This window comes from Streptomyces sp. NPDC052701 (assembly GCF_040678355.1).
Taxonomy (GTDB): Bacteria; Actinomycetota; Actinomycetes; order Streptomycetales; family Streptomycetaceae; genus Streptomyces.
In genome coordinates, this window is sequence record NZ_JBFATO010000004.1 from 113,813 (window position 1) to 138,208 (window position 24,396).

The 24,396-nt window shown below is 68.1% G+C and carries 35 protein-coding genes and 1 pseudogene; 25 read left to right on the forward strand and 11 right to left on the reverse strand.

Annotated features, from left to right (window positions below):
- Positions 1-142: 142 nt before the first annotated feature.
- Positions 143-2,011, reverse strand: a complete 1,869-nt coding sequence (gene lepA, locus AB0L29_RS07250; RefSeq protein WP_365824263.1) for a translation elongation factor 4 — start codon at positions 2,009-2,011, stop codon at positions 143-145.
- Between the two features lie 378 nt (positions 2,012-2,389).
- Here lepA and rpsT point away from each other — a divergent pair, with 378 nt between their 5' ends.
- Positions 2,390-2,656 carry a 30S ribosomal protein S20 gene (gene rpsT, locus AB0L29_RS07255; RefSeq protein ID WP_365824265.1) on the forward strand — a complete coding sequence of 89 codons (267 nt, stop codon included), beginning with the start codon at positions 2,390-2,392 and terminating at the stop codon, positions 2,654-2,656.
- Positions 2,657-2,872: 216 nt separating this feature from the next.
- On the opposite strand, the gene AB0L29_RS07260 is transcribed toward rpsT, so the two are convergent.
- The 5 genes and pseudogenes from AB0L29_RS07260 to AB0L29_RS07280 all read right to left on the reverse strand — a co-directional run.
- The gene (locus tag AB0L29_RS07260; RefSeq protein WP_365824266.1) at positions 2,873-3,268 is read right to left on the reverse strand and encodes a nuclear transport factor 2 family protein; all 396 of its coding nucleotides are present in this window, start codon (positions 3,266-3,268) and stop codon (positions 2,873-2,875) included.
- A gap of 218 nt (positions 3,269-3,486) precedes the next feature.
- Entirely contained in the window at positions 3,487-4,476 is a 990-nt protein-coding gene (holA, locus tag AB0L29_RS07265; protein ID WP_365824268.1) for a DNA polymerase III subunit delta, read from the reverse strand.
- A gap of 102 nt (positions 4,477-4,578) precedes the next feature.
- Positions 4,579-4,824 (reverse strand): hypothetical protein, encoded by a 246-nt coding sequence (locus AB0L29_RS07270; protein WP_365824270.1) that lies wholly within the window; start codon positions 4,822-4,824, stop codon positions 4,579-4,581.
- A gap of 98 nt (positions 4,825-4,922) precedes the next feature.
- On the reverse strand, positions 4,923-5,078 hold the full coding sequence (locus tag AB0L29_RS07275) for a hypothetical protein (RefSeq protein WP_365824272.1): 156 nt from the start codon (positions 5,076-5,078) through the stop codon (positions 4,923-4,925).
- Positions 5,079-5,082: 4 nt separating this feature from the next.
- Positions 5,083-5,304 (reverse strand): annotated as a pseudogene (locus AB0L29_RS07280) (hypothetical protein); the annotation flags it as partial.
- Between the two features lie 37 nt (positions 5,305-5,341).
- Between AB0L29_RS07280 and AB0L29_RS07285 the strand changes: the two are divergent.
- A complete protein-coding gene (locus tag AB0L29_RS07285) occupies positions 5,342-6,841 on the forward strand; it encodes a recombinase family protein (RefSeq protein ID WP_365824274.1) in 1,500 nt (499 codons plus the stop codon).
- A 4-nt stretch (positions 6,842-6,845) separates the two neighbouring features.
- Here AB0L29_RS07285 and AB0L29_RS07290 read toward each other — a convergent pair whose 3' ends face one another.
- From AB0L29_RS07290 to AB0L29_RS07300, 3 genes are all read right to left on the reverse strand, one after another.
- Positions 6,846-7,163 (reverse strand): hypothetical protein, encoded by a 318-nt coding sequence (locus tag AB0L29_RS07290; protein WP_365824276.1) that lies wholly within the window; start codon positions 7,161-7,163, stop codon positions 6,846-6,848.
- An 82-nt stretch (positions 7,164-7,245) separates the two neighbouring features.
- Entirely contained in the window at positions 7,246-7,830 is a 585-nt protein-coding gene (locus AB0L29_RS07295; protein ID WP_365824278.1) for a hypothetical protein, read from the reverse strand.
- 226 nt (positions 7,831-8,056) lie between these two features.
- Positions 8,057-8,296, reverse strand: coding sequence for a hypothetical protein (locus tag AB0L29_RS07300; protein WP_365824280.1), 240 nt, complete (start codon positions 8,294-8,296; stop codon positions 8,057-8,059).
- A 54-nt stretch (positions 8,297-8,350) separates the two neighbouring features.
- On the opposite strand from AB0L29_RS07300, the gene AB0L29_RS07305 reads away from it, so the two are divergent.
- Positions 8,351-9,070, forward strand: coding sequence for a TIGR02391 family protein (locus AB0L29_RS07305; RefSeq protein ID WP_365824282.1), 720 nt, complete (start codon positions 8,351-8,353; stop codon positions 9,068-9,070).
- A gap of 109 nt (positions 9,071-9,179) precedes the next feature.
- On the opposite strand, the gene AB0L29_RS07310 is transcribed toward AB0L29_RS07305, so the two are convergent.
- Complete coding sequence (locus AB0L29_RS07310) at positions 9,180-10,505, reverse strand: hypothetical protein (RefSeq protein ID WP_365824284.1); 1,326 nt, start codon at positions 10,503-10,505, stop codon at positions 9,180-9,182.
- Positions 10,506-10,938: 433 nt separating this feature from the next.
- Here AB0L29_RS07310 and AB0L29_RS07315 point away from each other — a divergent pair, with 433 nt between their 5' ends.
- From AB0L29_RS07315 to AB0L29_RS07355, 9 genes are all read left to right on the forward strand, one after another.
- Positions 10,939-11,808, forward strand: coding sequence for a hypothetical protein (locus tag AB0L29_RS07315; protein ID WP_365824286.1), 870 nt, complete (start codon positions 10,939-10,941; stop codon positions 11,806-11,808).
- Positions 11,808-12,068 (forward strand): hypothetical protein, encoded by a 261-nt coding sequence (locus AB0L29_RS07320; RefSeq protein ID WP_365824288.1) that lies wholly within the window; start codon positions 11,808-11,810, stop codon positions 12,066-12,068. The genes AB0L29_RS07315 and AB0L29_RS07320 overlap by 1 nt, the downstream gene beginning before the upstream one ends.
- A complete protein-coding gene (locus AB0L29_RS07325; protein WP_365824290.1) occupies positions 12,065-12,301 on the forward strand; it encodes a hypothetical protein in 237 nt (78 codons plus the stop codon). The genes AB0L29_RS07320 and AB0L29_RS07325 overlap by 4 nt, the downstream gene beginning before the upstream one ends.
- Positions 12,301-12,675, forward strand: a complete 375-nt coding sequence (locus tag AB0L29_RS07330; protein WP_365824292.1) for a hypothetical protein — start codon at positions 12,301-12,303, stop codon at positions 12,673-12,675. Before AB0L29_RS07325 ends, AB0L29_RS07330 begins: the two co-directional genes overlap by 1 nt.
- Before the next feature lie 112 nt (positions 12,676-12,787).
- Positions 12,788-13,438, forward strand: coding sequence for a hypothetical protein (locus tag AB0L29_RS07335; protein ID WP_365824294.1), 651 nt, complete (start codon positions 12,788-12,790; stop codon positions 13,436-13,438).
- 5 nt (positions 13,439-13,443) lie between these two features.
- Positions 13,444-14,298: a hypothetical protein gene (locus AB0L29_RS07340; RefSeq protein WP_365824295.1), complete on the forward strand. Its 855-nt coding sequence runs from the start codon at positions 13,444-13,446 to the stop codon at positions 14,296-14,298.
- 93 nt (positions 14,299-14,391) lie between these two features.
- Entirely contained in the window at positions 14,392-15,117 is a 726-nt protein-coding gene (locus AB0L29_RS07345; protein ID WP_365824296.1) for a hypothetical protein, read from the forward strand.
- Between the two features lie 326 nt (positions 15,118-15,443).
- Positions 15,444-15,623 carry a hypothetical protein gene (locus tag AB0L29_RS07350; protein ID WP_365824297.1) on the forward strand — a complete coding sequence of 60 codons (180 nt, stop codon included), beginning with the start codon at positions 15,444-15,446 and terminating at the stop codon, positions 15,621-15,623.
- Positions 15,624-15,873: 250 nt separating this feature from the next.
- The gene (locus tag AB0L29_RS07355; protein ID WP_365824298.1) at positions 15,874-16,083 is read left to right on the forward strand and encodes a helix-turn-helix domain-containing protein; all 210 of its coding nucleotides are present in this window, start codon (positions 15,874-15,876) and stop codon (positions 16,081-16,083) included.
- Positions 16,084-16,086: 3 nt separating this feature from the next.
- Here the strand turns inward: AB0L29_RS07355 and AB0L29_RS07360 are convergent, their stop codons facing one another.
- Positions 16,087-16,278, reverse strand: coding sequence for a hypothetical protein (locus AB0L29_RS07360; protein ID WP_365824299.1), 192 nt, complete (start codon positions 16,276-16,278; stop codon positions 16,087-16,089).
- Between the two features lie 153 nt (positions 16,279-16,431).
- On the opposite strand from AB0L29_RS07360, the gene AB0L29_RS07365 reads away from it, so the two are divergent.
- The 13 genes from AB0L29_RS07365 to AB0L29_RS07425 all read left to right on the forward strand — a co-directional run bounded on the left by AB0L29_RS07365 (position 16,432) and on the right by AB0L29_RS07425 (position 24,388).
- The gene (locus AB0L29_RS07365) at positions 16,432-16,923 is read left to right on the forward strand and encodes a DUF3240 family protein (RefSeq protein WP_365824300.1); all 492 of its coding nucleotides are present in this window, start codon (positions 16,432-16,434) and stop codon (positions 16,921-16,923) included.
- Between the two features lie 3 nt (positions 16,924-16,926).
- Positions 16,927-18,270, forward strand: a complete 1,344-nt coding sequence (locus tag AB0L29_RS07370; protein WP_365824301.1) for a phage terminase large subunit — start codon at positions 16,927-16,929, stop codon at positions 18,268-18,270.
- Complete coding sequence (locus AB0L29_RS07375) at positions 18,267-19,838, forward strand: phage portal protein (RefSeq protein ID WP_365824303.1); 1,572 nt, start codon at positions 18,267-18,269, stop codon at positions 19,836-19,838. Before AB0L29_RS07370 ends, AB0L29_RS07375 begins: the two co-directional genes overlap by 4 nt.
- 18 nt (positions 19,839-19,856) lie before the next feature.
- Positions 19,857-20,594, forward strand: a complete 738-nt coding sequence (locus AB0L29_RS07380) for a hypothetical protein (RefSeq protein WP_365824305.1) — start codon at positions 19,857-19,859, stop codon at positions 20,592-20,594.
- 61 nt (positions 20,595-20,655) lie between these two features.
- Positions 20,656-21,615: a major capsid protein gene (locus AB0L29_RS07385; RefSeq protein WP_365824307.1), complete on the forward strand. Its 960-nt coding sequence runs from the start codon at positions 20,656-20,658 to the stop codon at positions 21,613-21,615.
- A gap of 23 nt (positions 21,616-21,638) precedes the next feature.
- On the forward strand, positions 21,639-21,794 hold the full coding sequence (locus tag AB0L29_RS07390) for a hypothetical protein (protein ID WP_365824309.1): 156 nt from the start codon (positions 21,639-21,641) through the stop codon (positions 21,792-21,794).
- On the forward strand, positions 21,794-22,030 hold the full coding sequence (locus AB0L29_RS07395; RefSeq protein WP_365824310.1) for a hypothetical protein: 237 nt from the start codon (positions 21,794-21,796) through the stop codon (positions 22,028-22,030). Before AB0L29_RS07390 ends, AB0L29_RS07395 begins: the two co-directional genes overlap by 1 nt.
- Positions 22,031-22,038: 8 nt before the next feature.
- Positions 22,039-22,428: a hypothetical protein gene (locus tag AB0L29_RS07400; protein WP_365824312.1), complete on the forward strand. Its 390-nt coding sequence runs from the start codon at positions 22,039-22,041 to the stop codon at positions 22,426-22,428.
- Positions 22,429-22,437: 9 nt separating this feature from the next.
- Positions 22,438-22,770, forward strand: a complete 333-nt coding sequence (locus AB0L29_RS07405) for a hypothetical protein (protein WP_365824314.1) — start codon at positions 22,438-22,440, stop codon at positions 22,768-22,770.
- 3 nt (positions 22,771-22,773) lie between these two features.
- Entirely contained in the window at positions 22,774-23,076 is a 303-nt protein-coding gene (locus AB0L29_RS07410) for an HK97-gp10 family putative phage morphogenesis protein (RefSeq protein ID WP_365824316.1), read from the forward strand.
- Positions 23,077-23,089: 13 nt separating this feature from the next.
- Positions 23,090-23,317 (forward strand): hypothetical protein, encoded by a 228-nt coding sequence (locus AB0L29_RS07415; RefSeq protein ID WP_365824318.1) that lies wholly within the window; start codon positions 23,090-23,092, stop codon positions 23,315-23,317.
- Between the two features lie 9 nt (positions 23,318-23,326).
- On the forward strand, positions 23,327-23,746 hold the full coding sequence (locus AB0L29_RS07420) for a hypothetical protein (protein ID WP_365824320.1): 420 nt from the start codon (positions 23,327-23,329) through the stop codon (positions 23,744-23,746).
- Between the two features lie 54 nt (positions 23,747-23,800).
- On the forward strand, positions 23,801-24,388 hold the full coding sequence (locus AB0L29_RS07425) for a phage tail protein (RefSeq protein ID WP_365824322.1): 588 nt from the start codon (positions 23,801-23,803) through the stop codon (positions 24,386-24,388).
- Positions 24,389-24,396 lie beyond the last annotated feature (8 nt).

A 24,396-nucleotide genomic window follows, 5' to 3' on the forward strand; every position in this document is an offset into this window, starting at 1 on the left:
TCAGAGTAAAGGCCGACCGGCCCCTGCGTAAGGGCCTCCGGCCTGTCACTTCCCACAGATGCCTACCCCGGGAACGCGAGGGGCCCGCCGCGCTCTCGCACGACGGGCCCCTGTTCCGCCCGGCCCGGGCGGTAACCCGCGGTTACTTCTTGCCCTTGGCCGATCCCGCGCTGTCATCGCTCGACAGGACCGCGATGAAGGCCTCCTGCGGAACCTCCACGGAGCCCACCATCTTCATCCGCTTCTTGCCTTCCTTCTGCTTCTCCAGCAGCTTGCGCTTGCGGGAGATGTCACCGCCGTAGCACTTGGCGAGGACGTCCTTGCGGATGGCGCGGATGGTCTCGCGGGCGATGACCCGGGAGCCGATGGCGGCCTGCACCGGCACCTCGAAGTTCTGCCGCGGGATGAGCTCCTTGAGCTTGGCGACGAGCCGGACGCCGTACGCGTACGCCTGGTCCTTGTGGGTGATCGCCGAGAAGGCGTCCACCTTGTCGCCGTGCAGCAGGATGTCGACCTTGACGAGGCTGGAGGACTGCTCCCCCGTGGGCTCGTAGTCCAGGGAGGCGTACCCGCGGGTCTTGGACTTCAGCTGGTCGAAGAAGTCGAAGACGATCTCCGCGAGCGGCAGGGTGTAGCGGATCTCCACCCGGTCCTCGGAGAGGTAGTCCATGCCGAGCAGCGTCCCGCGCCGGGTCTGGCACAGCTCCATGATCGCGCCGATGAACTCGGTGGGCGCGAGGATCGTGGCCCGCACGACCGGCTCGAAGACCTCCTGGATCTTGCCCTCGGGGAACTCGCTCGGATTGGTGACGGTGTGCTCGGTGCCGTCCTCCATGATCACGCGGTAGACCACGTTGGGCGCGGTCGCGATCAGGTCGAGCCCGAACTCGCGCTCCAGCCGCTCCCGGATCACGTCCAGGTGCAGCAGGCCCAGGAAGCCGACGCGGAAACCGAAGCCGAGGGCGGCGGAGGTCTCCGGCTCGTAGACCAGCGCGGCGTCGTTGAGCTGGAGCTTGTCCAGGGCCTCGCGCAGCTCGGGGTAGTCGGAGCCGTCCAGCGGATACAGCCCGGAGAAGACCATGGGCTTGGGGTCCTTGTAGCCGCCGAGCGCCTCCGTGGCGCCCTTGTGCTGGCTGGTGACGGTGTCACCGACCTTGGACTGGCGGACGTCCTTCACACCCGTGATCAGGTATCCCACCTCGCCGACGCCGAGGCCGTCGGCCGGGAGCATCTCGGGCGAGTTGGTGCCGATCTCCAGCAGCTCGTGCGTGGCGCCGGTGGACATCATCCTGATGCGCTCGCGCTTGTTGAGCTGCCCGTCGATGACGCGGACGTAGGTGACCACGCCCCGGTAGGAGTCGTAGACGGAGTCGAAGATCATGGCGCGGGCGGGGGCGTCCTGGACGCCGACCGGGGCGGGGATCTCGTCGACGACCCGGTCGAGCAGGGCCTCGACGCCGAGCCCCGTCTTGGCGGACACCTTGAGCACGTCGCCCGGCTCGCAGCCGACGAGGTTCGCCAGCTCCTCGGCGAACTTCTCGGGCTGCGCCGCGGGGAGGTCGATCTTGTTCAGTACGGGGATGATCGTGAGGTCGTTCTCCATCGCCAGGTAGAGGTTGGCGAGGGTCTGGGCCTCGATGCCCTGGGCGGCGTCGACCAGGAGGATGGTCCCCTCGCAGGCGGCGAGCGACCGCGAGACCTCGTAGGTGAAGTCGACGTGCCCCGGGGTGTCGATCATGTTGAGGATGTGCGTGTTGCCCGGGTCGTGGGTCGGGGCCCACGGCAGACGCACCGCCTGGGACTTGATCGTGATGCCGCGCTCGCGCTCGATGTCCATGCGGTCGAGGTACTGAGCGCGCATCTGCCGCTGCTCGACCACACCGGTCAGCTGGAGCATCCGGTCGGCGAGCGTGGACTTGCCGTGGTCGATGTGCGCGATGATGCAGAAGTTGCGGATCAGAGCCGGGTCGGTACGGCTCGGCTCGGGCACATGGCTAGGGATCGCGGGCACGCAGGGTCCTGATTCTTGAGGCGTCCGCAGTGTCTGCGGTCTCGGGTCGGATCGATACGTAGGTTCCATGGTCCCACGGGCGGGAGGCGGGGGGCGGTTTACCCCGAAGCAAGCGGCCGCCGGCGGCCGGGCGGGGCCGGGGCGGACGGCCGACCTGGCCGGAGCGGACGGCCGCCGACAGCCAGCCGGTTCGGACCGGAGCGGGCGGCCGGCTTGAGCTGGAGCGGGCGGTCGCCGGCGGCCGGTTTGGGCCGCCCGGAGAGCCGCTGGTAGTCTGAGTGGCTGTGTCTCATGCCCTCTCCGCAGGAGGCACACCTTCAAGAAATCACCGGCACGGGACCCCTGCGGCCCCGTGCCAGAACCTGTAGAGGCTCATTCGTGGCGAACATCAAGTCCCAGATCAAGCGGATCAAGACCAACGAGAAGGCCCGGCTGCGCAACAAGGCCGTCAAGTCCTCCCTGAAGACCGCGATCCGCAAGGCCCGTGAGGCTGCCGCCGCGGGTGACGTCGAGAAGGCCACCGAGTACCAGCGCGCTGCCGCGCGCCAGCTCGACAAGGCCGTCTCCAAGGGCGTCATCCACAAGAACCAGGCCGCCAACAAGAAGTCGGCGCTGGCTCAGAAGGTCGCCGCGATCAAGGGCTGAACCCTTCCCTGATCTGACCGGGTCCCGAGTGGACCCAGCCGCCGGAAGGACCCAGAGCGGGCCCTCTCTCATCCGCTCCCGACCGGCACCCCGAGCTCGCTCGCGGCCTGCGTTCGCCACGCGGGAGCGAGCTCAACCGGCGTGAACCGAAGGCCCCGCCCGCCGCTCTTCCCCAGGGCGGCGGGCGGGGCCTTCGGCATGACGGGGACCGGACCGTCACGACCAGAAGTCGTCGGTCTTGTCGATGTCCTCGACGCACTCGTCGAGATCGGTCATCTTGTCCCCGACGATCCGGAAGACGATGCCTCCCCTCTCGTCCATCCGCTTGCCCTTACGCTCGGCCGTGAAGCGGTGCACCGCCACCGCGTGCCCCCGGCCGTCGACCAGGACGTGACTCAGTTCGACGGCGAACGTCCCGTCGCTCTCCTCGAAGAGCCGCCGGTACATGCCGATGATCGCGTCCTGCCCCTTGAAGTCTCCCGACAGGATGTGACTCCCGGGCACGTGATGCGTGGCGTCCGACGCCAGCAGCCCGCGCACCGTGTCCATGTCCCCGCGTGAGAAGGCCTCGTAGCCCTTGCGCACCAGCGCGGCGTGGGGGTGTTCAGCCATGGCACTCGCCACCTTCCCGGAGTCCGGCGATGTACGGCTGACAATCCCGATTCTCCTCCTCGGTGGGGTGAGGGCCACTCGATCACGGGGTGCGGCGGTGCGGCGGCCACCCGGCGGCGGCCACAGCGCCCCGAGCCCGCGCCGGAAAGGCCCTCACTCCCCTTTTCGAGCACCCCTCAAGGCGTGTCGCCCGTCACCGACGTCCCCGGACAGCACACCTAGCCGCGCCCTCTGGACCGCGCCGCGCGCGCGATCGTCACGACCGCCTTCTCCAGCGCGTACTCGGGATCGTCCCCGCCGCCCTTGACCCCCGCGTCCGCCTCGGCCACCGCCCGCAGGGCCACAGCCACCCCGTCCGGCGTCCATCCCCGCATCTGCTGCCGCACCCGGTCGATCTTCCACGGCGGCATCCCGAGCTCGCGGGCGAGGTCGGCGGGCCTGCCCCCACGCGCCGACGACAGCTTCCCGATCGCCCGCACCCCCTGCGCCAGCGCACTCGTGATCATCACCGGCGCCACCCCGGTCGCCAGCGACCAGCGCAGCGCCTCCAGCGCCTCCGCCGCCCGCCCCTCGACCGCCCGGTCGGCGACCGTGAAGCTCGACGCCTCGGCCCGTCCGGTGTAGTACCGGCCGACGACCTCCTCGTCGATCGTGCCCTCGACATCCGCGACCAGCTGGGACACCGCCGAGGCCAGCTCGCGCAGATCACTTCCGATCGCGTCGACCAGCGCCTGGCACGCCTCGGGCGTGGCCGACCGCCCGGTGGTCCGGAACTCCCCCCGCACGAACGCCAGCCGGTCCGCCGGCTTCGTCATCTTCGGGCACGCCACCTCCCGCGCCCCCGCCTTGCGGGCCGCGTCGAGCAGCCCCTTGCCCTTGGCCCCGCCCGCGTGCAGCAGCACGAGCGTGATCTCCTCGGCGGGCGCCGCGAGATACGCCTTCACGTCCTTGACCGTGTCGGCCGAGAGGTCCTGCGCATTGCGGACGACCACGACCTTGCGCTCCGCGAAGAGCGACGGGCTGGTCAGTTCGGCGAGGGTGCCGGGCTGCAACTGGTCCGGGGTCAGGTCACGGACGTCCGTGTCGGCGTCGGACGCCTTCGCGGCGGCCACCACCTCCCGCACGGCACGGTCGAGCAGCAGCTCCTCCTGGCCCACGGCCAGGGTCACCGGGGCGAGGGGATCGTCGTTCGCAGTCTTCCTGGCCATCGCGACAAGCATCCCACGCGCCACCGACAACGCGGGCCGGCCGTCCCGCACCGACGGGACCGCCTGTCCGGCCTCTCCCCCTCCCCCTCCGGTCCGACGGGATCACGGCTCCTCCCGCCACCCCTCCCACTCCCCCGCGAACTCGTCCAGCTCCCCGGGATCCAGCCGCCCCTCCTCGTCCCGCAGGACGACGAGCCACTGCGCGTCCTCGGCGTCGTCCTCCCCGGCCAGGGCGTCCCGCACCAGCTGCGGCTCCTCCGCGATCCCGAACCGCTCCCCGAGCGCCTGCGCCGCCTCTTCGGCGGCATCACGGTCGGGCAGCACCAGCACATGTCGCACATCACTCACGCCGGCCATTGTCCGGCACCGGCGGCGGTCGCCCGCCGGCTCCCTCCGCCAGGGCGACGTCCGGGGCGTCCGCCGTCGGTCCCCGGTCCGCCAGTCCGTCAGTCCGTCAGTCCGTCAGTCCGCCGGTCCGTCACTCCGTCCGGTCGGTGCCCCGCACGGTCGGCACCCGGTTCGCGCAGGACGCCGACGGCGGGCCGTGCCGGCCGCCCGGCTCCCAGGCGGTGGAGGTAGGCGTCGGCCTGTGCGGGGTCCATGCCCTCAGTCTCGCGCCACCCGCAGTTCACCGCCTCCGCCGACGACCGCCAGCGCCCCGTCCCGGTCCGTCCTCAGCACTCTCGCTCCCCCGGCGCGCAGCGCCGCCACGGTGCTCGGGGCGGGGTGACCGTACGGGTTGTCCGCGCCGCAGGAGATCAGCGCCAGCCGCGGTGCCGCCCTGCGCATCAGGTCCGGGTCCTGGTAGACCGAGCCGTGGTGCCATAAGTTCCTTCGAACCCACCAACTCCTCTACCCTCACGACATGAAGACCACCGCCAGGGTTCGCCGCGTCGGCATCTACGTCCGCATCAGTGACGACCGCGAGGGCGGCGGTCTCGGCGTGAAGCGCCAGGAGGACGACTGCCGCCTCCTCACCGCCTCGCTCGGCTGGAAGGTCGTAGAGGTGTACGTCGACAACGACGTGACGGCCGCTGACCGCCGGAAGAAGCGCAAGGACTACTTGCGGATGCTGGAGGACGTGAAGTCCGGCCACATCGATGCCGTGGTCTCCTGGCACCCAGACCGCCTGTACCGCCAGCCCGCCGAGCTGGAGGACCTGATCATCATCGTGGAGGAGCACAAGACCGAGATCGCGACCGTCAAGGCGGGCGACCTCGATCTGAGCACCCCCACTGGCCGTCTCGTGGCCCGCATGCTCGGTGCCATCGCGAAGTACGAGGTGGAGCACAAGCAGGAGCGCATCCTCCGCAAGGTCCAGGAGCTGGTCGCCGAGGGAAAGATCCACAACTCGGGTCACCGGCCCTTCGGCTACACACGGCTCTACGACGGCAAGGGCCCGCGCCGGAAGATCCTCGGGGAGATTCTGAACGAGGACGAAGCTCGCTGGGTCGAGCGCTGGACGGACAGGGCCCTGGCGGGAGAGAAGCTGTACTCCTTGGTACTGGACGCCCACGAGCACGGCGTGAGGACCACCACTGGGGGCGACTTCACGTATCAGGCCATGCGGACCCTCCTGATGTCCGCCCGGATCTCGGGCCGCAAGGAGCACAAGTGCGTGATCAAGGGGACGGCCGTCTGGCCCGCGATCATCTCTCCGGAGAAGAGCGACGCCCTCCGGGCCCTGCTCTCCGCGCGCTCCGAGGAGTTCAAGGCGGAGTTCGGCGAGCGCGACGCCACCGCCCTGAAGCACCCGATCTCCGGCCTGGTCCGCTGCACCTGCAAGGTCCCGCACGTCGTGGGTGAGCCCTGCTCCTGCGAGGAGGAGGGGCGGCAGCACCACAAGATGAGCACGAGCCAGCGGGGGGACAAGCCCGATACCCCTCTCTACACGTGCCGGAAGGAGAACGGGGGCTGTGGCGGCAGGACGATCCAGATCGGTGACCTGGAGCCGCTGGTGGAGAAGCTCACCTTTAGACACCTGGAGGAGATCGAGGCGGCCACTCACAAGGATCCCGACGACCCCCGGCCGGCTCTGGAGACCAAGCTCCTGAACTGGGAGAAGCGGAAGGCGGAACTGGAGGACGAGCTGCTCGACGGCGACCGTCCGGCCCGGGAGATCCAGAACGCGATCGACAAACTCAATGTCAGGATGGCCAACGCCCGTAGGCAGATCGCGGAGTACGGGGTCAAGGCCAACCTCACCGAGATCAGCGTCGCCGAGTTGCGCAAGGAGTGGGCGGACTACTCGATCCCCCGGAAGCAGGGCCTGTACCGGAGTCTCATCCGGGAGATCCTGATCCACCCCGCGACCAGGCCCTTCAACCGTTGGAACCCAAACCGGGTTGAGGTGAAGTGGCGTTAGCCCTTCAGGCCACCTTCCGGTCGGCCCTCTCCTCTTCCTTACGTCGCTGGGCGGCCTGAATGAGGTCCGCCTTCACCATTCGAAGCATCTGAATCTGCCGGACGGTCAGCGGGGGTGCGGTGGCGAGCTGCTTCTTCACCCACTCCTCCTCCAGCCGCTCCCGCTCGGCGAAGGCCGCCTGGTCCCGCACGAGGCCCTGGACGAGCTTCCGCATCGCCGGGGACCTCAGGGGCTGGCCGTCCACTACAGGTCCGTACGAGACCCGCCTGAAGCCCGTAGGGGCCTCCGGGTCGAGGATGACGAGCTTCTTCCTGGCGGGCATGCGGAAATGCTGCCACCCATTCGGGTGACAGCACAACCACCGCTTTGACCGACCGGATTCTCTCCAGGATTTCTTGGAGAAATTAGGCGGCCTGTTCAGTCCGTTCCGGCAAGTCCATCGTCAAGATCGTGTTGATGACGTCGCCGGGGTTGAAGTCCCGGCGCCTCGTGTCGAACGAGACGTACGCGCAACCGAGCCGGTCCTCGATCAAGGTCCGCCTCCACCATTCGGCGGTCTTGTCGCGGCTGAGGTCGTTGAGCCGGTCGTGCTCGACGACCACGTTGAGCTCGGGGAGATAGGCGTCCACGGTGTAGTCGCCGACCCGATACTCCTCCACAAAGTCCAGCGGCTTCAGGGCGGCGGCGATAATCCGGAGGGCCTCCGCCTCGGGCGTCGGGACGCACACCACTTCCATGTTCAGCTCGATCGCCAGATTCACAGCGGCGGCCCGGCGAGAATTCGCCACCAGGCGTCGCAAGCCGTCCCTGGTCACGGCGGTGGTCAAGGTTCGCGCCCGGGGTCCTTCCTCGCCGAAGACCTCCCACGAAACGCGCCGCTTCAGCTCCTTAGGGATCTTCCGGTATCCCGAACCGTACCCGGCAACCGAGCGGTATCCCAGGACACGGACGGCATCCCACAACGAGAAGTGCAGCTCATCGTCTAGCACTGCTGAACGAATACGGCTAAGCTCGCTCACGGTTTCCCCAAACCTCGGGCGTCCCACCACCCGACTGATCTCTCGCCAGAGATTTTTAAAAATTCGAAGGCCCACCTCTCCCCAGGGGCGGGCCTTCAGCGTGCGGCCATCAACATGTTAGCCGTTTGAAATGACGGGAAGCGATCCCTCCGTTACACGGCGCATTCGTTCGACGTGGGACTTTCGGGTCAACTTTTTAAATTTCCGAGTGGTGCACCTCGGAGACGAACGAGTCGATCTGGAGACACCGGGCGTACTCCCACCGGAGCGGATCGTCGGGGGGCAAGGCCAGTACCCGGATCGCCTCCGGGTCTCCCTGCTTCCGAAGGTCCAGAGCCCGCCGGGAGGCCCTCTGGAAGCCCTTGAGCGTCAACGCGAAGCCGTCCGAGGTCTCCGTCAGGCCGTACCGCTCCAGCGCCTCCTGCGCTCCTCGCACACCACTTTTCCTCCATCCCCGAACAGCGTGGCTGTTGGTCCCTACTCTCCGACTATGGATCACTCCTTCGCCATCGAGAAGTTGACCGAGTTCGTGGAGGGCGTCACTGACCACCTTGCTGCCGTCGAGAGAGCACTGAAGGCTCAGACGACGGAGTGGCCCGAGTTCCCTAAGGACCTCGTGAGTCAGGAGGTGCTGGTGCGCCAGATCGAAAACGTCTACTCGCCTGGTCTCGGCGACTATGACGGGCACGCCAAAGATGACTGGTACGCCGCTCGGGCGGCAGCACTACACGCCCTCGGGTTGGCGCAGTCGGCCGAGGAGATGGCGGCCTTCCTGCGCCCCACCTCGCCCGCTCTAGCGGCAGACGACCTGCACCCGTGGATCTGGGATCCAGCAGCGCCGCTCTGGGCCGCCGAGGCGTACCAGGACGCCGTCCTCGCCGCAGCCCGCACGGTCAACCGACGTCTCCAACAGAAGCTCGGTCGCCATGACGTAGGCGAGTACGACTTGGCGATGCAGGCGTTCGACCTGAAGGACCCGGTGGCCGGCAAACCGCGACTGCGGTCTCCAGGAGATCGGACATCGCCCTCTTGGCGTGCTCGGCAGGAGGGGGCGAAGTACATGACGGCGGGCGCGTTCCTGGCGATTCGCAACGTAGCGGCGCACGAGGAGGATACGGACTGGGGCCAGCAGGAGGCGTTGGAATACCTCGCGACCCTCAGCGTCATCGCGCACTGGGTAGAGGAGTGCACGGTCGAGACGGCTCCGTGAACGCTCCGCGCTCCCTGAGCTGCTGGACGAGGCATTCAAGGCCGTGGAGGAGGACGATGTCGCCCTCCTCCACGGCCTGCGAGTCCGCCTGGCACATCGTTCACACACGTCAGGTCGAGCTGACTCCGGCCATCCTCCTGCGCATGGCGGCCAGGGTCTCCTGCTGGACCTCCGCGGACTGCTCAAGGAACCGCTGGGTCTCAGTGCTCATGAGGCCCGGGGGCGCCTGAGCCGGCCGCTTCAGGTTGCCGGGCTCGACAACCCCGGCGACCAAGACCGCAGGGTTCGATGGGGCAGACCCCGCCTCCTTGGCCTGGGCCACCAGGTGCTCATACATCTCCACCTCGTCGCCTCGTTCGACCAGGGCTCGCCAGACCGGGTCCGCATCCTCGGGGAGCCCGTCCAGGAACGCCTGGCGCGTACGGGGGTTAGCGGCCTTCCAGGCGATGGTCCCCTCGGGGATTCCCCGACGGGCCGCGGTGGCCCGCTCCTTGGCATCTCGGCTCATGGCCGCGTAGAGCTTGGTCTTGTCACCCAGGCCCCCGTCGTACATCTGGCCGTCCGGGTGGAGCACCGAGTAGAAGCCGAAGTGGAAGTGCTTGGCCCGGCCGACCTTCTCCTCGGTCACCAGCAGGGCGTCCTTCCACTTCTTCAGCAGACGGCGGACCGGGCTCTCGGCCAGGCCTGTGAGGGCCATGACGTCCTTCTGGGTGAGCACGACGTTCTGTCCGGCGAAGAGGACCGCGAGACGCCAGGCGTGCTTGCCGTACTGCTCGTCGGTCCAGGAGTCGTTGGCCGGGTCCAAGATCGTCAGGAGTGTCCAGGACTCCCCTCGGATCCGTCCCCACTCGGTGAGAGAGCTGATCTTCTCCTGGGCCAGGACGAGCTGGATCTCCAGTCGCTCAGAGTTTTTCAGGTGTGACTCTCCGATACCGGTCGCCTTCCGCCCATTACCTCTCTGAGGGGCCCCATCCTCCAGAAGCTCCAGGGTCCAGGACCCAGAGGGGATGAAGTAGTCAGAGAGGTACTGGGCGGCAAACGACCGGTATCCCGAGGGGCCCAGAGGAGACCAGGACCTCCCGACCAGAGAGTTGAACCGGAGCTGCATGTCCTCGCGCTCCTCCTCGATCACCGAGGAGCGGCCCCGGGTGGCCGTGTAGAGGAATTTAAAAACGGAGGTGCCCCCAGTGGGACCGGCGATCTTCTGGACGGTCTCCTTGTGCATGTCGGTCCAGCGAGCGATGCCCCGGGTGCCGGACAGGAACGAGTGGATCTCCACGGCCCAGGAGATCGTGGCCTCGTTGAGGGCCTTGGGCTCCAGGAGGAGGCGCTCACGAATCTCATTGAGGCGGACGCCGGAGACCTTCTCCGGGGATTCCCGGTGAGCGGTTCGTCCCGAGACGGCCTGGCCGATAGAATCGGCGTCAGAGTTCATGTGGTTGTTCCCAATCTGCTTGGAGGCGTGGGGACAGCCGGTTCGGATGAGGGTGGGAGCCCTCCCGGACCAACCTGGCTTCGTTTTTAAAAAGGAAGCCGTCTGACGCGGCCCCTGGTTCCTAGGCCGGGGGCTTCGTCGCGTCTGCGACCAAGGATACGCACGCGCGTGACCCGCCCGCCAACCTCTGAATACTCCAGGAATTCTTGTAGAGGGCACTGCTCCAAGAAAAGTCCGAGAGAAGTCATAAAGCCAACGAGTATGCCCTCAGGGCTCCTTTAAGGGTGCTCAGACCCACCACGGAGTGGTAATGTGAATACATCGCCACCGAGGCGATATCGACTCTTCAGGAGGCACCCCGCACGGGGGAATGCCTCCTGTGCTGGATGCCCCTTGGAGTACTCCCGCACAACAGAGTCGAAAGGGAACGCCGATGGCCACCATCGCTCCCCCGGTCAGCAATGAGCTGATCCTCACGGAGTCCCGCACCATGCGGATGCAGACGATCGAGCGCACGGACGTGCTCGACAAGGTCAAGGCCCTGTCGATGTTGCCGGACAGTCTGCACGTCACGACCGAGATGGCCGCCGCGTACTACGAGGTGGACACCCAGGCGATCCACAGTCTCGTCCGCCGCAATCGCGATGAGCTGACGCAAAACGGCATGCGAACCATCCAGGGTGCCGAGCTCCGTGCCTTCAAGACGGAGACAGGTGGTCAGGGTGACCACCTGTTCAACGGGGTCCGATCGTTGCGGCTGTTCACCCGCAGGGCCCTGCTGAACGTCGGCCAGCTCCTGACCGAGTCCGAGGTTGCCCGCCGGGTCCGCCAGTACCTGCTGAACACCGAGCAGGTCGTCCGACAGGAGATCCAGCCGCGTCAGGCCATAGCGGCCCGCCGCATGACGCCCACGCTCTTCCGCCAGGTCTACTTCAGCGACGTTCCCGAGAACGCCTTCTGGGAGCACCTGTACACCCACGGCTACCTGCTGGACCAGCGCAATCAGCGCAGGGACGCATTCGGGAACCTCACCAAGGACGGGTACCGCCACGGCCACCCGAGGGCGGGCAAGGGCGACAAGTTCTTCCAGCTCCCCGAGGACATGTGGGTCGACCCCAACGGACGTCCGCGTGGCCGTGCCGTCGTCCGGCCCGACCGGGTCAGGGAGTTGGTCCAGCAGCTCATCAGCGAGGGCCTGCGGGCGAACCCCTCCATCTCCTGGTTCCCGAGCCCGAGCCGGCCCGTCCTGTCGTCGACCGAGGTCATCGACGGCCACGTGATCGAGTTCCGGCGGGGCGCCTGATGGAGAACACCGCCCTGCGCCCGATCGACCCCGCGCTCGACCAGGTCCTCCGGGACACCGAGCTGGTCCTCTCGGCCCGGATCGTCTGGGCCCACCTGCGCAACCGCCCCTCCGGCCAGCGCAAGGCCACCATCGTTCGCGCCCTCGGGGTGGACAAGGCCGTGGTCTATCGCGCGGTCAAGGCCCTCACCGAGCGCGGCCTGATCGCCGAGGAGGACGGCGTCTGGACCGCCGTCGCCCCGGAGGGGGAGGGCCGATGACCGCCTTGGACGACTACTTCGTGGGCTACGGCCCGGAACAGATCGCGAACGTCGAGATACACGAACGCCCCGACGGGTCCGCCGTGATCGAGGAGATCACCTACAAGCCCGTCCGGATCTTCGAGTACCAGCCCGACCGCTCCCTGAAGGAGCTGTTCGGCGAGGACGCCGACCGCGCGCTGGAGGCCTTCTGGGCCGAGTACGAGCGCCTTGCCGATGAGGAGAACGACTGATGACGATCGAGATCAACATCAACGACTTGATCCGGACCCGGATGACCGAGATCGCCGAGGCGGCCTGGCGCAACCACCGCGTCCTGCCCACCGCCGACGGCGAAGGTCGCGTCCTCCAGATCGGTTCGGCCGCGACCGTGGAGCGGTGGGTCTGCGGAGCCGATCACGGATCCGGAGTCTGCGGAGAGGCACTGCTGACCCATCGACAGGCCGCCGAGCTGCTGGGGATGTTCAACGTGGATGAGCCGGTCTTGGATCCGCAGCTCCCCGTGACCGATGTCGATCTGCTCGACGAGGGTGTGGGCGGCTTCACCTGCGGCTCGCTCTACCACCTCAGCGACGTTCGCCGCGAGTTCGAGAAGGCCCAGGGCTGATGACCAAGAACCCCCAGATGATCGACTTCGTCAACTACGGCCTCCACCTCATCGCCCTCGGCATCGTCACGGGCCTGGTCGTCGCGGTCGTTCGCCGGATCCGGAGGGCCCGATGACTGGGGCCGCGTGCGCAGTGTGCAACCGGACCTCCGAGACGCACACCTGCGTCGTCTGCCAGAGCCGGATCCGCGGGCTCATCGCCGCGATCCCCGAGCAATGGACCTACCTCCACATGAGCCGCGAGCGAGAGCAGAGGGGCGGCGACGGCAGGTCTTCCACCCGCCTCCACGCCCCTGTCCCGGGCCGGGAGGACACCTTGAACCTGCTGGGCCCATACGCCCGTCAGAACGTCACTAACGCCGAGGACCAGGTGGGTCCGGTGCCCGTCCTGGCGGTGCTGGAGGCCTGGGCTCAGGTGGTCACCGAGGAGCGCCGCCTGGCGCCCGTCAGGGTCCACGTCAGTTCCCTGACGGACCGGTTGCTGACGCACCTCGGCTGGATCGTCGAGCAGCCCTGGGTCGCCGACTTCGAGCTGGAGCTGCGCGAGCTGATGAGGGCCGTCAAGACCGTCACCCGCACCGAGCCCCGACGGTTGCCCCTGCCGGTGCCGTGCCCGAGCTGCGACATGCTGACGCTCGTCAGAGAGGACTGGTCCGGCTGGGCTGCCGAGTGCGTGATGTGCGTCGTGAAGCTCGACGCCCAGGACTACGGTGCCCTCGTTCGTCAGGCCGCCCAGGCCCTCGGCACGCCGCAGGAGGCCTGACGCTCGTGCACCACCGCGAGAGCCCCGCGCCCACGAAGGCCGCGGGGCCTTCCCCTTGTCCGGAGACCGTCCAGCCGCCTCTGGTCCGGCTCGCCACCTCAGCCGGCCGTCCCGCCGTCCTTGCCGCAGCCCTGGCGCTCAGCGCTCCGGGCGAGTACCGCCTGGCCGTCTTGGCCGGGTGGGACTGGCGGTTCGCCCTGATCATGCCTGCGAGCCTGAGCCTGTACGCCGCTGTGGCCGCCGCCATCGCCGGGAGCCTCTCCCGGCGGAGTCCCGAGAGGCGCCAGGCGAACGTCGGCGCGATCATCGCCCTCGCCCTGGCCATGGCCGCCCAGATCTGCGAGCACCTGATCAGTGGCGGCTACCTCCAGAAGAGCGCCTGGATCGTGGTCATCGTCTCGGCCACTCCCCCGGCGGTGGCTGCCCACGTACTGCACCTGACCGCCACCGTGCGTAGACCTGAGGTGCCGTCCACCACCAAGGCGGAGCCGTCAAAGCCGTCGGTGAACGTCGTCAGGACCGGTGCTCCTCTGTGGAAGCCCGCAGTGGCCAAGTGGGCCCCCGCTCTCCAGCCGCCTGCCGCCAAGCCCGTCAGCGCTGCCCCGAAGCCCCGCCCGGAGGTCGTGACGGCCCGCGTCAATACGGAGCCGGAGAAGTCCGCCCAGAACCCGCAGAAGCCCACGGCGGACGATGTCGTGAGGAAGTTGTACGACCGACTGGGAGGAAAGCGCCCGGGAACCCGTCACATCCGTCAGGCCCTCGCTGACGCCAACCTCCCGAACTCCGACGGCTCGTGCCGACAGGCCCGGCTGAGGGTCGAGCAGCGGGAGCCAGGGTTGAAAACTCTGCCGCCCGCCTGAACTCCATGAGCCCCCCGTGCTCCGACACGCCCCGTAGCAGGGATGCCACACAACGTCCTACAGTCCCGAAGGAGCTGTCGTAGAGGGGGACGCATGGCACAGAGGAAGTACGACAACGCCACACTCGCCGGGCTGATGACCCTGTGCAGGGGCTACTGCTACTGGCCCGGATGTACGAGCCGCGTCATCACGATGGTCAACGGTGTGCCCAAACTGAACGCGGAGATCGCCCACATCCGGGCCATCAACCCTGGCGGGAAACGGTTCGACGCCACATGGTCCGTGCCGGAGCGCAACAGCTTCAAGAACCTGCTGCTGCTGTGCGTCCCCCACCACACCACCATCGACGGCGCCAGCAGCGACGACTACCCAGTGAAGCTCCTCGAACGCTGGAAGGCTGACCGCGAGGGCGAGGCCGTGGAGGCGCTGGAGGGCCTGACCGGGCTGACCGAAACCCGTCTGGGTGAGATGTTGGCCGAAGCCCAGGGACAGTTTCTCGATCAGGTCCGCCCGGCACTGGCCGAGTTCTCCAAGACCGCCCCGGAGTTGGCCGGCCTCCTCAACACCCTGCTGGATGAACTGGCAGATCCCCGCATCCACGGCTTCGGCATTAGTCCCGACGCTATCGAGCTGTTCAGCGACTCTGCACGGTCGTTGGGCAGCTTCGAGGACAACGTCCATGTCCTCGCCCACGCCGCCGACAAGCTCGGCGGCCTGGAGGACAAGGCCAAGGGACTGATGATGGCTGCGAGGCGGCTGGAGGACGCTGCGTCGGCGATCCAAAGCGCCATCGCCGACATGCCACGGGGCCGCTGGTAGACACCCGCCGGATCCGCTGATCCGTGGGCAGATGACCTAGGCCGCCGTTATGCTGGATCCACACTCTAGGGCAACTATGGTTGCCCTAGGAGAAGAGACGGGCCGCCCCCGAAGGGGCGGCCCCGAACGGACGCCGGACTCAGCCCGACAGGTAGGCCGCCAACTGGATGGCAAGATCCAGAAGCGCCACGTACAACGCCAGCCAGGCCGGGTCCGGCGGTTCGCTTTCCCATCCCGACACGGGATTCCTCCTCTCGACAGCCGATGACACTGTGGGTGCCGAGCCACCTGCACGCCCGGCCGGCCGGGGCGCAGAGGAGTGGAGCGTGGAAAACGTCCGTGGCCATACTCTAGGACCGAACGGTGATCAGAATGGGCGGCTGTGCAAAACCAGCCACCCCACCGCGAGAGAAATGCGTGTTCTTGTCGCCGACACCTTCGTCATGACGGCCACCACGTGCGTCGATGCGCCGCCGGAAGGGCTGGCGCCCGTACTTGATCCGTAGGCGCCGGGTCTGCCCCTGGCGGGAACGTCTGTGTAGGAACAGAGGTAGGCCTGCGCGAGGTCGTCATCCACGCCTGGTCGTGGCTCAACTACAAGCCCGTCTACTCCGACGTCATGACGCCCGCCAGAAGCAGCACTTGCTTTCCCTAACGAACGACCGCATAATCGAACACGGCAGGACTCGTGTGTCCTCGTGCAGGCCCCGACGCCATTTGCAGACCGGGGCCTTTCGCATGTGCGGGAGGGCTTCAATGGAGGACGAACTCTGGCTGACGATCCGAGAGGCCGCCGACCTGACGGGCGTCAGCCCGCAGACGGTCTACAGCTGGATCCGCCGAGGACATCTCGAAGTCGAAGGCCTCGATCACCGAGGCCAGAAGCTCCTCCGACACATCGCCGTCGCCCGAGCCGAGAAGGCCACCAGGGCGAAGGCCAAGCGCGTACTAATCCCGGCGGCCTGACAGTTACGACTCCTCGGCCTCCTTGGCGTTGTCGATCCCCACGTGAATCTCACCGGGCTTGTACACGCGCACCTCGGAGTCGCCGTCGAAGAGGACTTCGAACCACCAGATCGGCTTGCCTCGTTCCCGGCCCCAACTCCGGTTCTTGATCACGCCGTCCCGGATCTCCCGGGTCGGACTATCGCGATCGTACATCCGGACCCGCATCCCCGGACGCCACTCGTCACCCCAACGCTTCTCCATACGGCGAGGAGATCACGTCCGAGGACGGATCGTGAAGCCCTGTGACGCCCGTCAGGACCTGACCGGTCACCCGCCACCACACGCGCATGAGGGGGTGAGCCGGCCGTGGCCCGAACCTTCACCGCCGAGGACGAGGAGCGGCTCCGTCAGCTCCACGCTGACGGGCTGTCCAGGAACGAGATCCACCGTCAGACGGGGTGGGCTCTGGGGACCATCTCGAACCACGCGCGGCGCCTCGGGCTCGCCTTCGACCGGGAGGCCGTCAGGGCCGCCACTGACGCCCGTCAGATCGACCTGAAGGCCCAGCGCCAGGAGCTCCAGCAGGAGTTGCTGGAGCTGGCCCGGGAGCAGATGGCACGGGCCCGGAGCCGGTACCTCCTGACGGGCATGACCCAGACCGGAGAGATCGCCGCCCAGTGGCTGGACCTTCCCCCGGCCAAGGAGTCCAAGGACCTGACGACTTCCGCGATGAGCGCTCTGGCCCGGTTCGATCAGAAGGCCAAGGACGACGCGGAGCACGACAAGGACGAACAGCTCTCGGCCATCGACCGGTTCCTGAGCGCGGCCATGGGCGAGAAGCCCCAGCAGGACGAGTAGGCCGTGGACCTCCAGCCGCTCACCCCGAAGCAGCGCCTGGCCGTCCAGATCAGCCGCCAGCACCAGATCTCGATCTACGAGGGCTCGGTCCGGTCCGCCAAGACCATCACGTCCCTGATCGACTGGCTGGACTTCGTACGCAACGGGCCCCGCGGGAACCTGCTGATGGCCGGGAAGACCACCAGGACCCTGCGCCAGAACGTGATCGACGTGCTGGTGGAGATGCTCGGGCCCCAGCTTTGCGCGTACAACGAGGGCAAGGGTGTCCTGACGCTGCTGGGCCGCCGGATCATCGTCGCGAGCGGCAACGACGAGAGCAGCAAGGACAAGATCCGCGGACTCTCCCTGGTCGGCGCGTACTGCGACGAGCTGTCCACGATGCCGGAGAGCTTCTTCTCGATGCTCACCTCCCGCATGTCGGACACCGACCCGCGTCTGATCGGGACGAGCAACCCGGACAGCGCCAACCACTGGTTGAAGAAGAATTACCTGGACAAGGCCCAGGTGCACCTGACCCGCACCGGCGAGGTACGGGACCTGAGCAGCGACCTGGACCTGGCCCGGCTGACCTTCGTCATCGACGACAACCCCACGCTGACGCCCACGTACGTGCAGCAGCGCAAGGCCGAGTACTCCGGCCTGCTGTACAAGCGCCTGATCCTCGGCGAGTGGTGCGTGGCCGAGGGCGCCGTCTTCTCGATGTTCGACGAGGACCTCCACGTCGTGGACGAGATGCCGTACATCACCGACTGGATCGGGACAGGCATCGACGTAGGTCACTCCGTGCCCTTTGCCGCTGTGCTCCTCGGGCTCGGGGAAGACGGCCGGCTGTACTTCACGGGCGAGCACCGGTACGACCCGAACGCCAAGGAGAACCAGGGCATCGGCAAGACCAACGCCCAGCTCTCGCCCGAGTACCTGAACTGGCTGAGGACGTACCGGAAGCCCCAGGGGTCCCGGTTCGGCCCTCAGACCGGTGTACGGCCCCGGTACCACGTCGTCGACTCGGCGGCCAAGGACTTCCGCCTCCAGCTCCACGCCGACCTGCGGCGGCTCGGGAGCCGGTACGGGAGCATCCAGCTCGCCGACAAGGACGTCATGCCCGGCATCAACTGGATGGCCTCCCTGCTCCAGCAGGGCGTCCTGAAGATCCACCGCTCGTGCACCGGGCTGATCGAGGAGATCTCCTCGTACGTCTGGGACCCCAAGGCCAGCGAGCAGGGTGAGGACGCGCCGATCAAGCGGAACGACCACTCGATCGACGCCGCCCGCTACGTGCTCTTCACGACCCGCAGCAGCTACCGCCGTCGCATACGGCTCGACTCGGGGGAGGTGGCTGCCGCATGACGGGACTCCCGTCCGAGGACATCGCCTGGCCCCCGGCCTCCTGCGAGAAGCCCTACCAGCGCTTCACCGAGTGGAACGCCTGGTGGTCGGGCTCGATCCACCAGCTCTCCAAGGTCTACTCGGGCCAGTTCGGCACCGCGGCCTCCGGTGCGGTCCTCGGGTCCGCCCGGTACGACGCTCCGTTCTGGTGGGGTGCCCCCATCGACCCCACCCAGGTGCCGATCCGTGAGCACGTCCCCCTCGCCGGGGACATCGCGGCCACGAGCGCCAACCTCCTCTTCGCCGATCCCCCGGCCCTGAAGGCCGAGGACGACACCACCCAGCAGCGCATCGACGACCTGATGCAGGAGGGACTGCACGCTCTCCTCCTGGAGGCCGCCGAGATCTCGGCGGCGTTCGGTGGGGTCTTCATCAAGGTCGACTGGGATCTGGATGTGGCGGACACCCCCGTCGCCCAGGCCATCCAGCCCGAGAAGGCCGTCCCGGAGTTCCAGTGGGGCCGGCTCAGAGCCTGCACCTTCTGGACCGAGGTCGCCATCGAGAGCGGCAAGGTGTACCGGCACCTGGAGCGGCACGAGCCCGGCGTGGTCTTCCACGGCCTCTACGAGGGCACGGGACAGCGCCTGGGCCACCGAGTGCCGCTGGAGACCCTCCCGGACACCGAGCCGTACGCCAGGGCCGTCAACGGGGACGGCGCGATCCCCACGGGCCTGCCCCGGCTCGCGTGCGTGTACGTGCCGAACATGCGGCCCTCTCGGTTCTTCAAGGAGCCCGCCCTCGGCCGCTCGGACTACGCGGGCGTCGAGAAGCTCATGGACTCGCTGGACATGACGCTCAGCGCGCTGATGCGGGACATCCAGCTCGGCAAGGCCCGGCTGATCGTGCCGCAGGACTTCCTGATGCAGGCACAGGACGAGCGGGGCAAGGGCGCCTGGTTCGACCTGGAGGCGTCGGTCTTCACGCCCCTGGACGTCCTGACGGACGCGGGCGGTCTCCGGCAGGAGATCACGATGGTCCAGCCGAACCTCCGGTACCAGGAGCACCTGGGCACGGCTGGCGACTTGATCCAGCAGGTCATCCGGGGGGCGGGCTACTCGGCCCAGACCTTCGGGCTCGCCCAGGAAGGCAGCAACGGCCAGAAGACCGCGACCGAGGTCAACGCCCGTGAGCGCGCGTCCCTGAGCACTCGGGGCAAGAAGATCCTCTACTGGATACCGCAGCTCAGGGAGCTGCTGGAAATCCTGCTCACGATCGACGCCCGGATCTTCCACTCCGGCGTCAAACCCCAGCGCATCGAGATCACGTTTCCGGACGCCGTCCAGACCGACCAACTCACGCTGGCCCAGACCGTCCAGGCGTTCAAGGCGGCCGGTGCCGCCTCCCTTCAGACGCTCGTCCGTCTCGCGGGCCTGGTGCCCGACGACCAGGTGGACGAGGAAGTCACCCGGATCCAGGGGGAAGCCCCCGAGCCAGCACAGCTCACCCAGCCCCCGGAGCAGGACTCCGAGGACGAGGGCGACACCGAAACACCCCCAGAGCGCGGCAGGACCGCGCCTCCTACGACCTAGCTCCAGGAGGGCTTCGTCATGCAGCACAGCACCACGCCGGACCTCGGCACCCCGTACATCTCCGTGCCGCCCGGCACGGTGCTCGGCCACCGCAAGGACGGCCGCCCGATCTACGCCATCGCCGGCGGGTCCGGTGAGGGCGAAGGCGGCTCCGAAGGCGGCCAAGGGAACGAGGGCGGCAACCAGGACACGGACCAGAGCTCGGCTGCCCAGCAGGGTGGCCAGAACGGCCAGGGAGACCAGGACGGCGAGAGCTGGCTGGACGACCTGCCCGACAAGGCGCGCAAGGAGATCCTGCGCCTGCGCCGGGAGGCAGCCGCCAACCGCGTGAAGGCCAAGAACGGCGGGACCGAGCAGAGCGAGCAGCTCCAGAAGGTGCTGAAGGCGCTCGGCCTGGAGACCGACGGCGACGACGCCGAACAGCTCAACGAGAAGCTCACGGCGGCCCAGGCGGACGCCAAGCAGCGCGCGGTGGAGCTGGCCGTCTACAAGGCCGCCACGAAGGCGGGAGCCGACCCGGACGCTCTGCTGGACAGCCGGGCCTTCCTGGCGACCGTGTCCGCTCTGGACCACACCGGGGACTCCTTCGACAGGGACGTCCTCCGGGAGGTCAGGGAGGCCGCGAAGACCCCCAAGTACCGCAGCGCCCCCACGCGCTCGGGAGGGAACTTCGGCGGCTCCGACTCCGACGGCGACCGTGTGGCCAAGGCCGCTCCCGGCAGGCCCCGACTCACCGCCTACTACGCGGAGAAGTAACCGCCCATCCCATCAGCCCCGGCACTGACCGGGGCTTTTGCATGTCCGAAGGAGGACGGCAGTGGCCGTTTCCCTGGCTGAGTCCGCGAAGCTCAGCACCAACCAGCTCGTGCGGGGCGTCATGGAGACGTTCCTCACGGACACCGAGTCGGTCGTCCTGGACCAGATCCAGTTCGAGGACGTCACCGGCAACGCCTGGGCGTACAACGAGGAGGCCACCCTCCCGGGTGTCGCCTTCCGTGACGTCAACGAGGCGTACACCGAGTCGACCGGCACGCTCAACACCAAGACCGAGACCTTGAAGATCTTCGGTGGCGACGCGGATGTGGACCGCTTCATCGAGCAGACCCGGGGCAACCTGGCGAGCCAGCGGGCCACCCAGACCGCGCTGAAGATCAAGGCGCTGCGTCTGGGCTTCCAGACCGCCTTCATCAACGGCGACTCCGCGGTGAATCCGAAGTCGTTCGACGGCCTCAAGAAGCGCCTCGTGGGTTCGCAGGTCATCGACGCCGCGACCAACGGTCTCCCGGTCTTCACGGCAGCCAACCCGGCCAGCTCGGCCCAGGACTTCTTCGACGCCCTGGACGCCCTGATCGCGGCCGTCCCCGGCGGGGCCAACGCCCTGTACATGAACGCCGCCACCAAGGCCCGCATCAAGTCGGCGGCCCGGCGCCTGAACGCCTGGGACCAGCAGCGGACCGAGTTCGGCAAGAGCATCGACACCTACAACGGCGTGGCCCTGCTCGACATGGGCAACGACGCCTCCGGCAACCCGATCCTGCCGCAGACCGAAACCCAGGGCACCGCGAACGACGCTTCCTCGATCTACGCCGTGCGCTGGTCGAGCGGTGAAGGCGACGTGGGTGTCCTCGGCCTGTGGAACGGCGGGCTCATGGTCGACGACCTCGGGATGCTCCAGTCCATGCCGGTCTACCGGACCCGCATCGAGCTGTACGGCTCGATCGCCGTCCTGGGCAAGGGTGCCGCCCGCCTCCGTGGCGTGCGCGTCGCCGCGTCCTGATCACTTCCAAGGAGGACTCGGTCATGGCCGAGAAGAACGACGGCCTCCGGCACCGCGAGGGGTGCCCGGCCAAGCGCGTGGAGACCTTCGAGGTCGACCGCCACAACCGCGACCACTCCGTGGACCAGGTGCCCGTCAAGCGGTGCGTGGACTGCGGCGTCCAGGAGGTGTCCCGCTGATGCGGACCTACCAGCGTCTGAAGTACATCGACGGCGTCCCGCAGGCCCAGGAGACCCGCAAGGTCACCGAGGAGTCCCCCGAGGATTACGAGCTGGCCCGCAAGGCCATGACGGGCGAGGACGGCTGGGTCCTCAGCGAGGACACCAACTCCATGGCCCCCGACGGCCGGATGCCCAAGCGCATCCGCGACATGGCCGAGGAACCCGAGCCGGCCAAGGGCACGCCCAAGCAGTAGGAGGGGCCATGGCGTACGCGACGGAGGCAGAGCTCGCCGCGTTCCTGGCCCCCGACACCCCGCCGGCTCACGCCCGCAGGCTGCTCGACACGGCCTCGGACCAGATCGACGAGCTGATCCGGCTCGCCGTGTACGAGGTCGACGCCGAGGGCGACCCGGTGTCTGTCAAGGTCGCCGACGCCCTGACGAAGGCGACGATCTACCAGGCGCACTACCTGATGACGACAGGGGACGAGACGGGGGCCAACGCCAACGTCTCGTCCATGTCGCAGGGTGGTCTGAGCATCGCGCGCTCCTTCGGCTCCGGAGGTCCCGGCAGGACCCCCAGGTACTCGGAGAACGCCATCGGGGTGCTGAGGCGTCAAGGGCTCCTCCCGGTCCGTCCTCGCACGCGCTGAGGGGGTGCCGTGGCGCTCCTCCTCACTCCCCACACGATCACCGTGGTGAAGGCCCCCGAGGGCTTCGACGCCGAGGGGAACAGCAGCACCGACTGGTCCGGTGCTCAGCGGACGACCGTCCAGGGCCAGGTGGAGCCCGCGGCCTCCTCGGAGAACCGCGACAACCGGGATCAGGTCGCTACGACCTACCTGGTGAGGCTCGCGCCGGGCACTGCGGTGGGCCCCAGGGACCGCCTGGAGTGGAACGGCATGACCCTGGAGGTCACCGGCGATCCGCTCCCCTGGTCGGGCCTGGCGCTGCTGGACCACCTCCAGCTCACCGCCGTACGCATCCGGGGGTGAGCCGTGGACGGCATCACCGGCATCCAGCTCGATGAGCAGGCCATCAAGGCCCTCGCGGATCACCCGGCGGTCCAGAAGGCCGTCCAGGACACCGCAGAGCGCGGGCGGGACTTCGCCCGCTCCATCGCCCCCGTGGACACCGGGCGGTACCGGGACTCGATCGAGGTCCGCAAGGACGGCGACGGGGCGGAGATCGTCTCGGACGTCGACTACGCGGCTCACGTCGAGTACGGCACCCGGCACATGGAGGGCCAGCACATCTTCGGCCGGACGCTCGACCACCTGAAGAGCGGCGGCAAGGCATGACGAGAGGAACAACATGTCCGTCCAGGTGAAGGTCTCCTTCCCCCACAAGGACTGGCAGGGCAACCACCACGAACCGGGCGAGGTCTACGCCTGCTCCGAGCAGGAGGCCGACACCCGCGTCCGGGACGGCTTTGTCCGTCGCGTGGACGGGGAGGCCCAGCCGGCCCCCAAGGCCGAGTCCAAGCCCGCCAAGACCGAGCAGTCCCGCAAGGCCGCCGAGGACAAGGCCCCTTCCGCGTAGGAGGTCGCCATGGCCCTCAGCGGCGTGAAGGTCTTCCCGGACGCGGAGCTGATGGCCAGGAACTTCCTCGCCGAGTTCTTCGGCGACGAGGCGCATCTGTGCACCGTGCTGCCGGAGGACGCCCAGTTCGACGAGCTGATCCAGGACAGGCCCGTGATCCGCGTGATGCGGATCGGCGGCTCCTGGCGCTTCCGCAGGTCCCTGGACGAACCGATGGTCGACATCGACGTCTGGGCCAGCTCCCTGGCCTCCGCCCGCTCCACCGCCAATCGGACCCGTGCGGCCCTGGCGGACATGGCAGGAGACCAGCGCGACGGCGGGCTGTGCACGCACACCGCCGAGATCTCCGGGCCCGGTAGACGCCCGGAGGACAACCCGAAGGTCTACCGCGTCGGCTTCAGCGCCGGGCTCCTCGTGCGCCCCGCGTGACCGACTGTCTCCCGGGCCTGACCCGGATCATCACCCCCTGAAGGAGGGACCCTCATGGCTGACGCCAATGACGGCGTCCGGGTCGGATACGCGGGCAAGGCGTACATCGGTGCCGTCGGCGCCACCGTGCCCACCGACCTGACGTCGGCCTGGGACGCGGACGAGTGGTTCGACCTCGGCAAGGTCTCCGAGGACGGCCTCACCGAGGCGACCGACCAGGCCCGCGCCGAGTTCAAGGCGTGGGGCTACGACGCCCCCGTGCGGACCCAGCTCACGTCCAAGACCACCACGTTCCAGCTCACGTTCATCCAGACCAGCAACCCGCACGTGGTCAGCCTGTACCACTCGGTGGCGCTGGACGACATGACCACCACGGGCACCGGGGACGCGGCGTACACCTCGTTCTCCACCGGTCAGAACACCGAGCCGGACGTCCGTGCCCTGGGCCTGGACATCGTGGACGGCGACTTCCACACGCGGATCATCATCCCGCGCTGCGAGGTCACCGAGCGCGGCAACAAGGTCTACAAGGGCGACACCCTGGTCTCCTACCAGATGACCTTCACGGCGCTCACCGCCTCGGACGGCACCTCCGTCCACTACAAGATCGGCGGCTTGGTCGTTCCGGCCCTGACCCCGTGATCTGAGCG

Bases quoted from the DNA above. Each gene is read 5' to 3' on its own strand.
- AB0L29_RS07260 (WP_365824266.1), bottom strand. From the start codon at position 3,268: ATGGCTGAACACCCCCACGCCGCGCTGGTGCGCAAGGGCTACGAGGCC.
- holA (WP_365824268.1), bottom strand. From the start codon at position 4,476: ATGGCCAGGAAGACTGCGAACGACGATCCCCTCGCCCCGGTGACCCTG.
- AB0L29_RS07275 (WP_365824272.1), bottom strand. From the start codon at position 5,078: ATGGACCCCGCACAGGCCGACGCCTACCTCCACCGCCTGGGAGCCGGG.
- AB0L29_RS07285 (WP_365824274.1), top strand. From the start codon at position 5,342: ATGAAGACCACCGCCAGGGTTCGCCGCGTCGGCATCTACGTCCGCATC.
- AB0L29_RS07290 (WP_365824276.1), bottom strand. From the start codon at position 7,163: ATGCCCGCCAGGAAGAAGCTCGTCATCCTCGACCCGGAGGCCCCTACG.
- AB0L29_RS07305 (WP_365824282.1), top strand. From the start codon at position 8,351: ATGGATCACTCCTTCGCCATCGAGAAGTTGACCGAGTTCGTGGAGGGC.
- AB0L29_RS07310 (WP_365824284.1), bottom strand. From the start codon at position 10,505: ATGAACTCTGACGCCGATTCTATCGGCCAGGCCGTCTCGGGACGAACC.
- AB0L29_RS07315 (WP_365824286.1), top strand. From the start codon at position 10,939: ATGGCCACCATCGCTCCCCCGGTCAGCAATGAGCTGATCCTCACGGAG.
- AB0L29_RS07320 (WP_365824288.1), top strand. From the start codon at position 11,808: ATGGAGAACACCGCCCTGCGCCCGATCGACCCCGCGCTCGACCAGGTC.
- AB0L29_RS07325 (WP_365824290.1), top strand. From the start codon at position 12,065: ATGACCGCCTTGGACGACTACTTCGTGGGCTACGGCCCGGAACAGATC.
- AB0L29_RS07330 (WP_365824292.1), top strand. From the start codon at position 12,301: ATGACGATCGAGATCAACATCAACGACTTGATCCGGACCCGGATGACC.
- AB0L29_RS07335 (WP_365824294.1), top strand. From the start codon at position 12,788: ATGACTGGGGCCGCGTGCGCAGTGTGCAACCGGACCTCCGAGACGCAC.
- AB0L29_RS07345 (WP_365824296.1), top strand. From the start codon at position 14,392: ATGGCACAGAGGAAGTACGACAACGCCACACTCGCCGGGCTGATGACC.
- AB0L29_RS07355 (WP_365824298.1), top strand. From the start codon at position 15,874: ATGGAGGACGAACTCTGGCTGACGATCCGAGAGGCCGCCGACCTGACG.
- AB0L29_RS07360 (WP_365824299.1), bottom strand. From the start codon at position 16,278: ATGTACGATCGCGATAGTCCGACCCGGGAGATCCGGGACGGCGTGATC.
- AB0L29_RS07375 (WP_365824303.1), top strand. From the start codon at position 18,267: ATGACGGGACTCCCGTCCGAGGACATCGCCTGGCCCCCGGCCTCCTGC.
- AB0L29_RS07380 (WP_365824305.1), top strand. From the start codon at position 19,857: ATGCAGCACAGCACCACGCCGGACCTCGGCACCCCGTACATCTCCGTG.
- AB0L29_RS07390 (WP_365824309.1), top strand. From the start codon at position 21,639: ATGGCCGAGAAGAACGACGGCCTCCGGCACCGCGAGGGGTGCCCGGCC.
- AB0L29_RS07395 (WP_365824310.1), top strand. From the start codon at position 21,794: ATGCGGACCTACCAGCGTCTGAAGTACATCGACGGCGTCCCGCAGGCC.
- AB0L29_RS07400 (WP_365824312.1), top strand. From the start codon at position 22,039: ATGGCGTACGCGACGGAGGCAGAGCTCGCCGCGTTCCTGGCCCCCGAC.
- AB0L29_RS07415 (WP_365824318.1), top strand. From the start codon at position 23,090: ATGTCCGTCCAGGTGAAGGTCTCCTTCCCCCACAAGGACTGGCAGGGC.
- AB0L29_RS07420 (WP_365824320.1), top strand. From the start codon at position 23,327: ATGGCCCTCAGCGGCGTGAAGGTCTTCCCGGACGCGGAGCTGATGGCC.
- AB0L29_RS07425 (WP_365824322.1), top strand. From the start codon at position 23,801: ATGGCTGACGCCAATGACGGCGTCCGGGTCGGATACGCGGGCAAGGCG.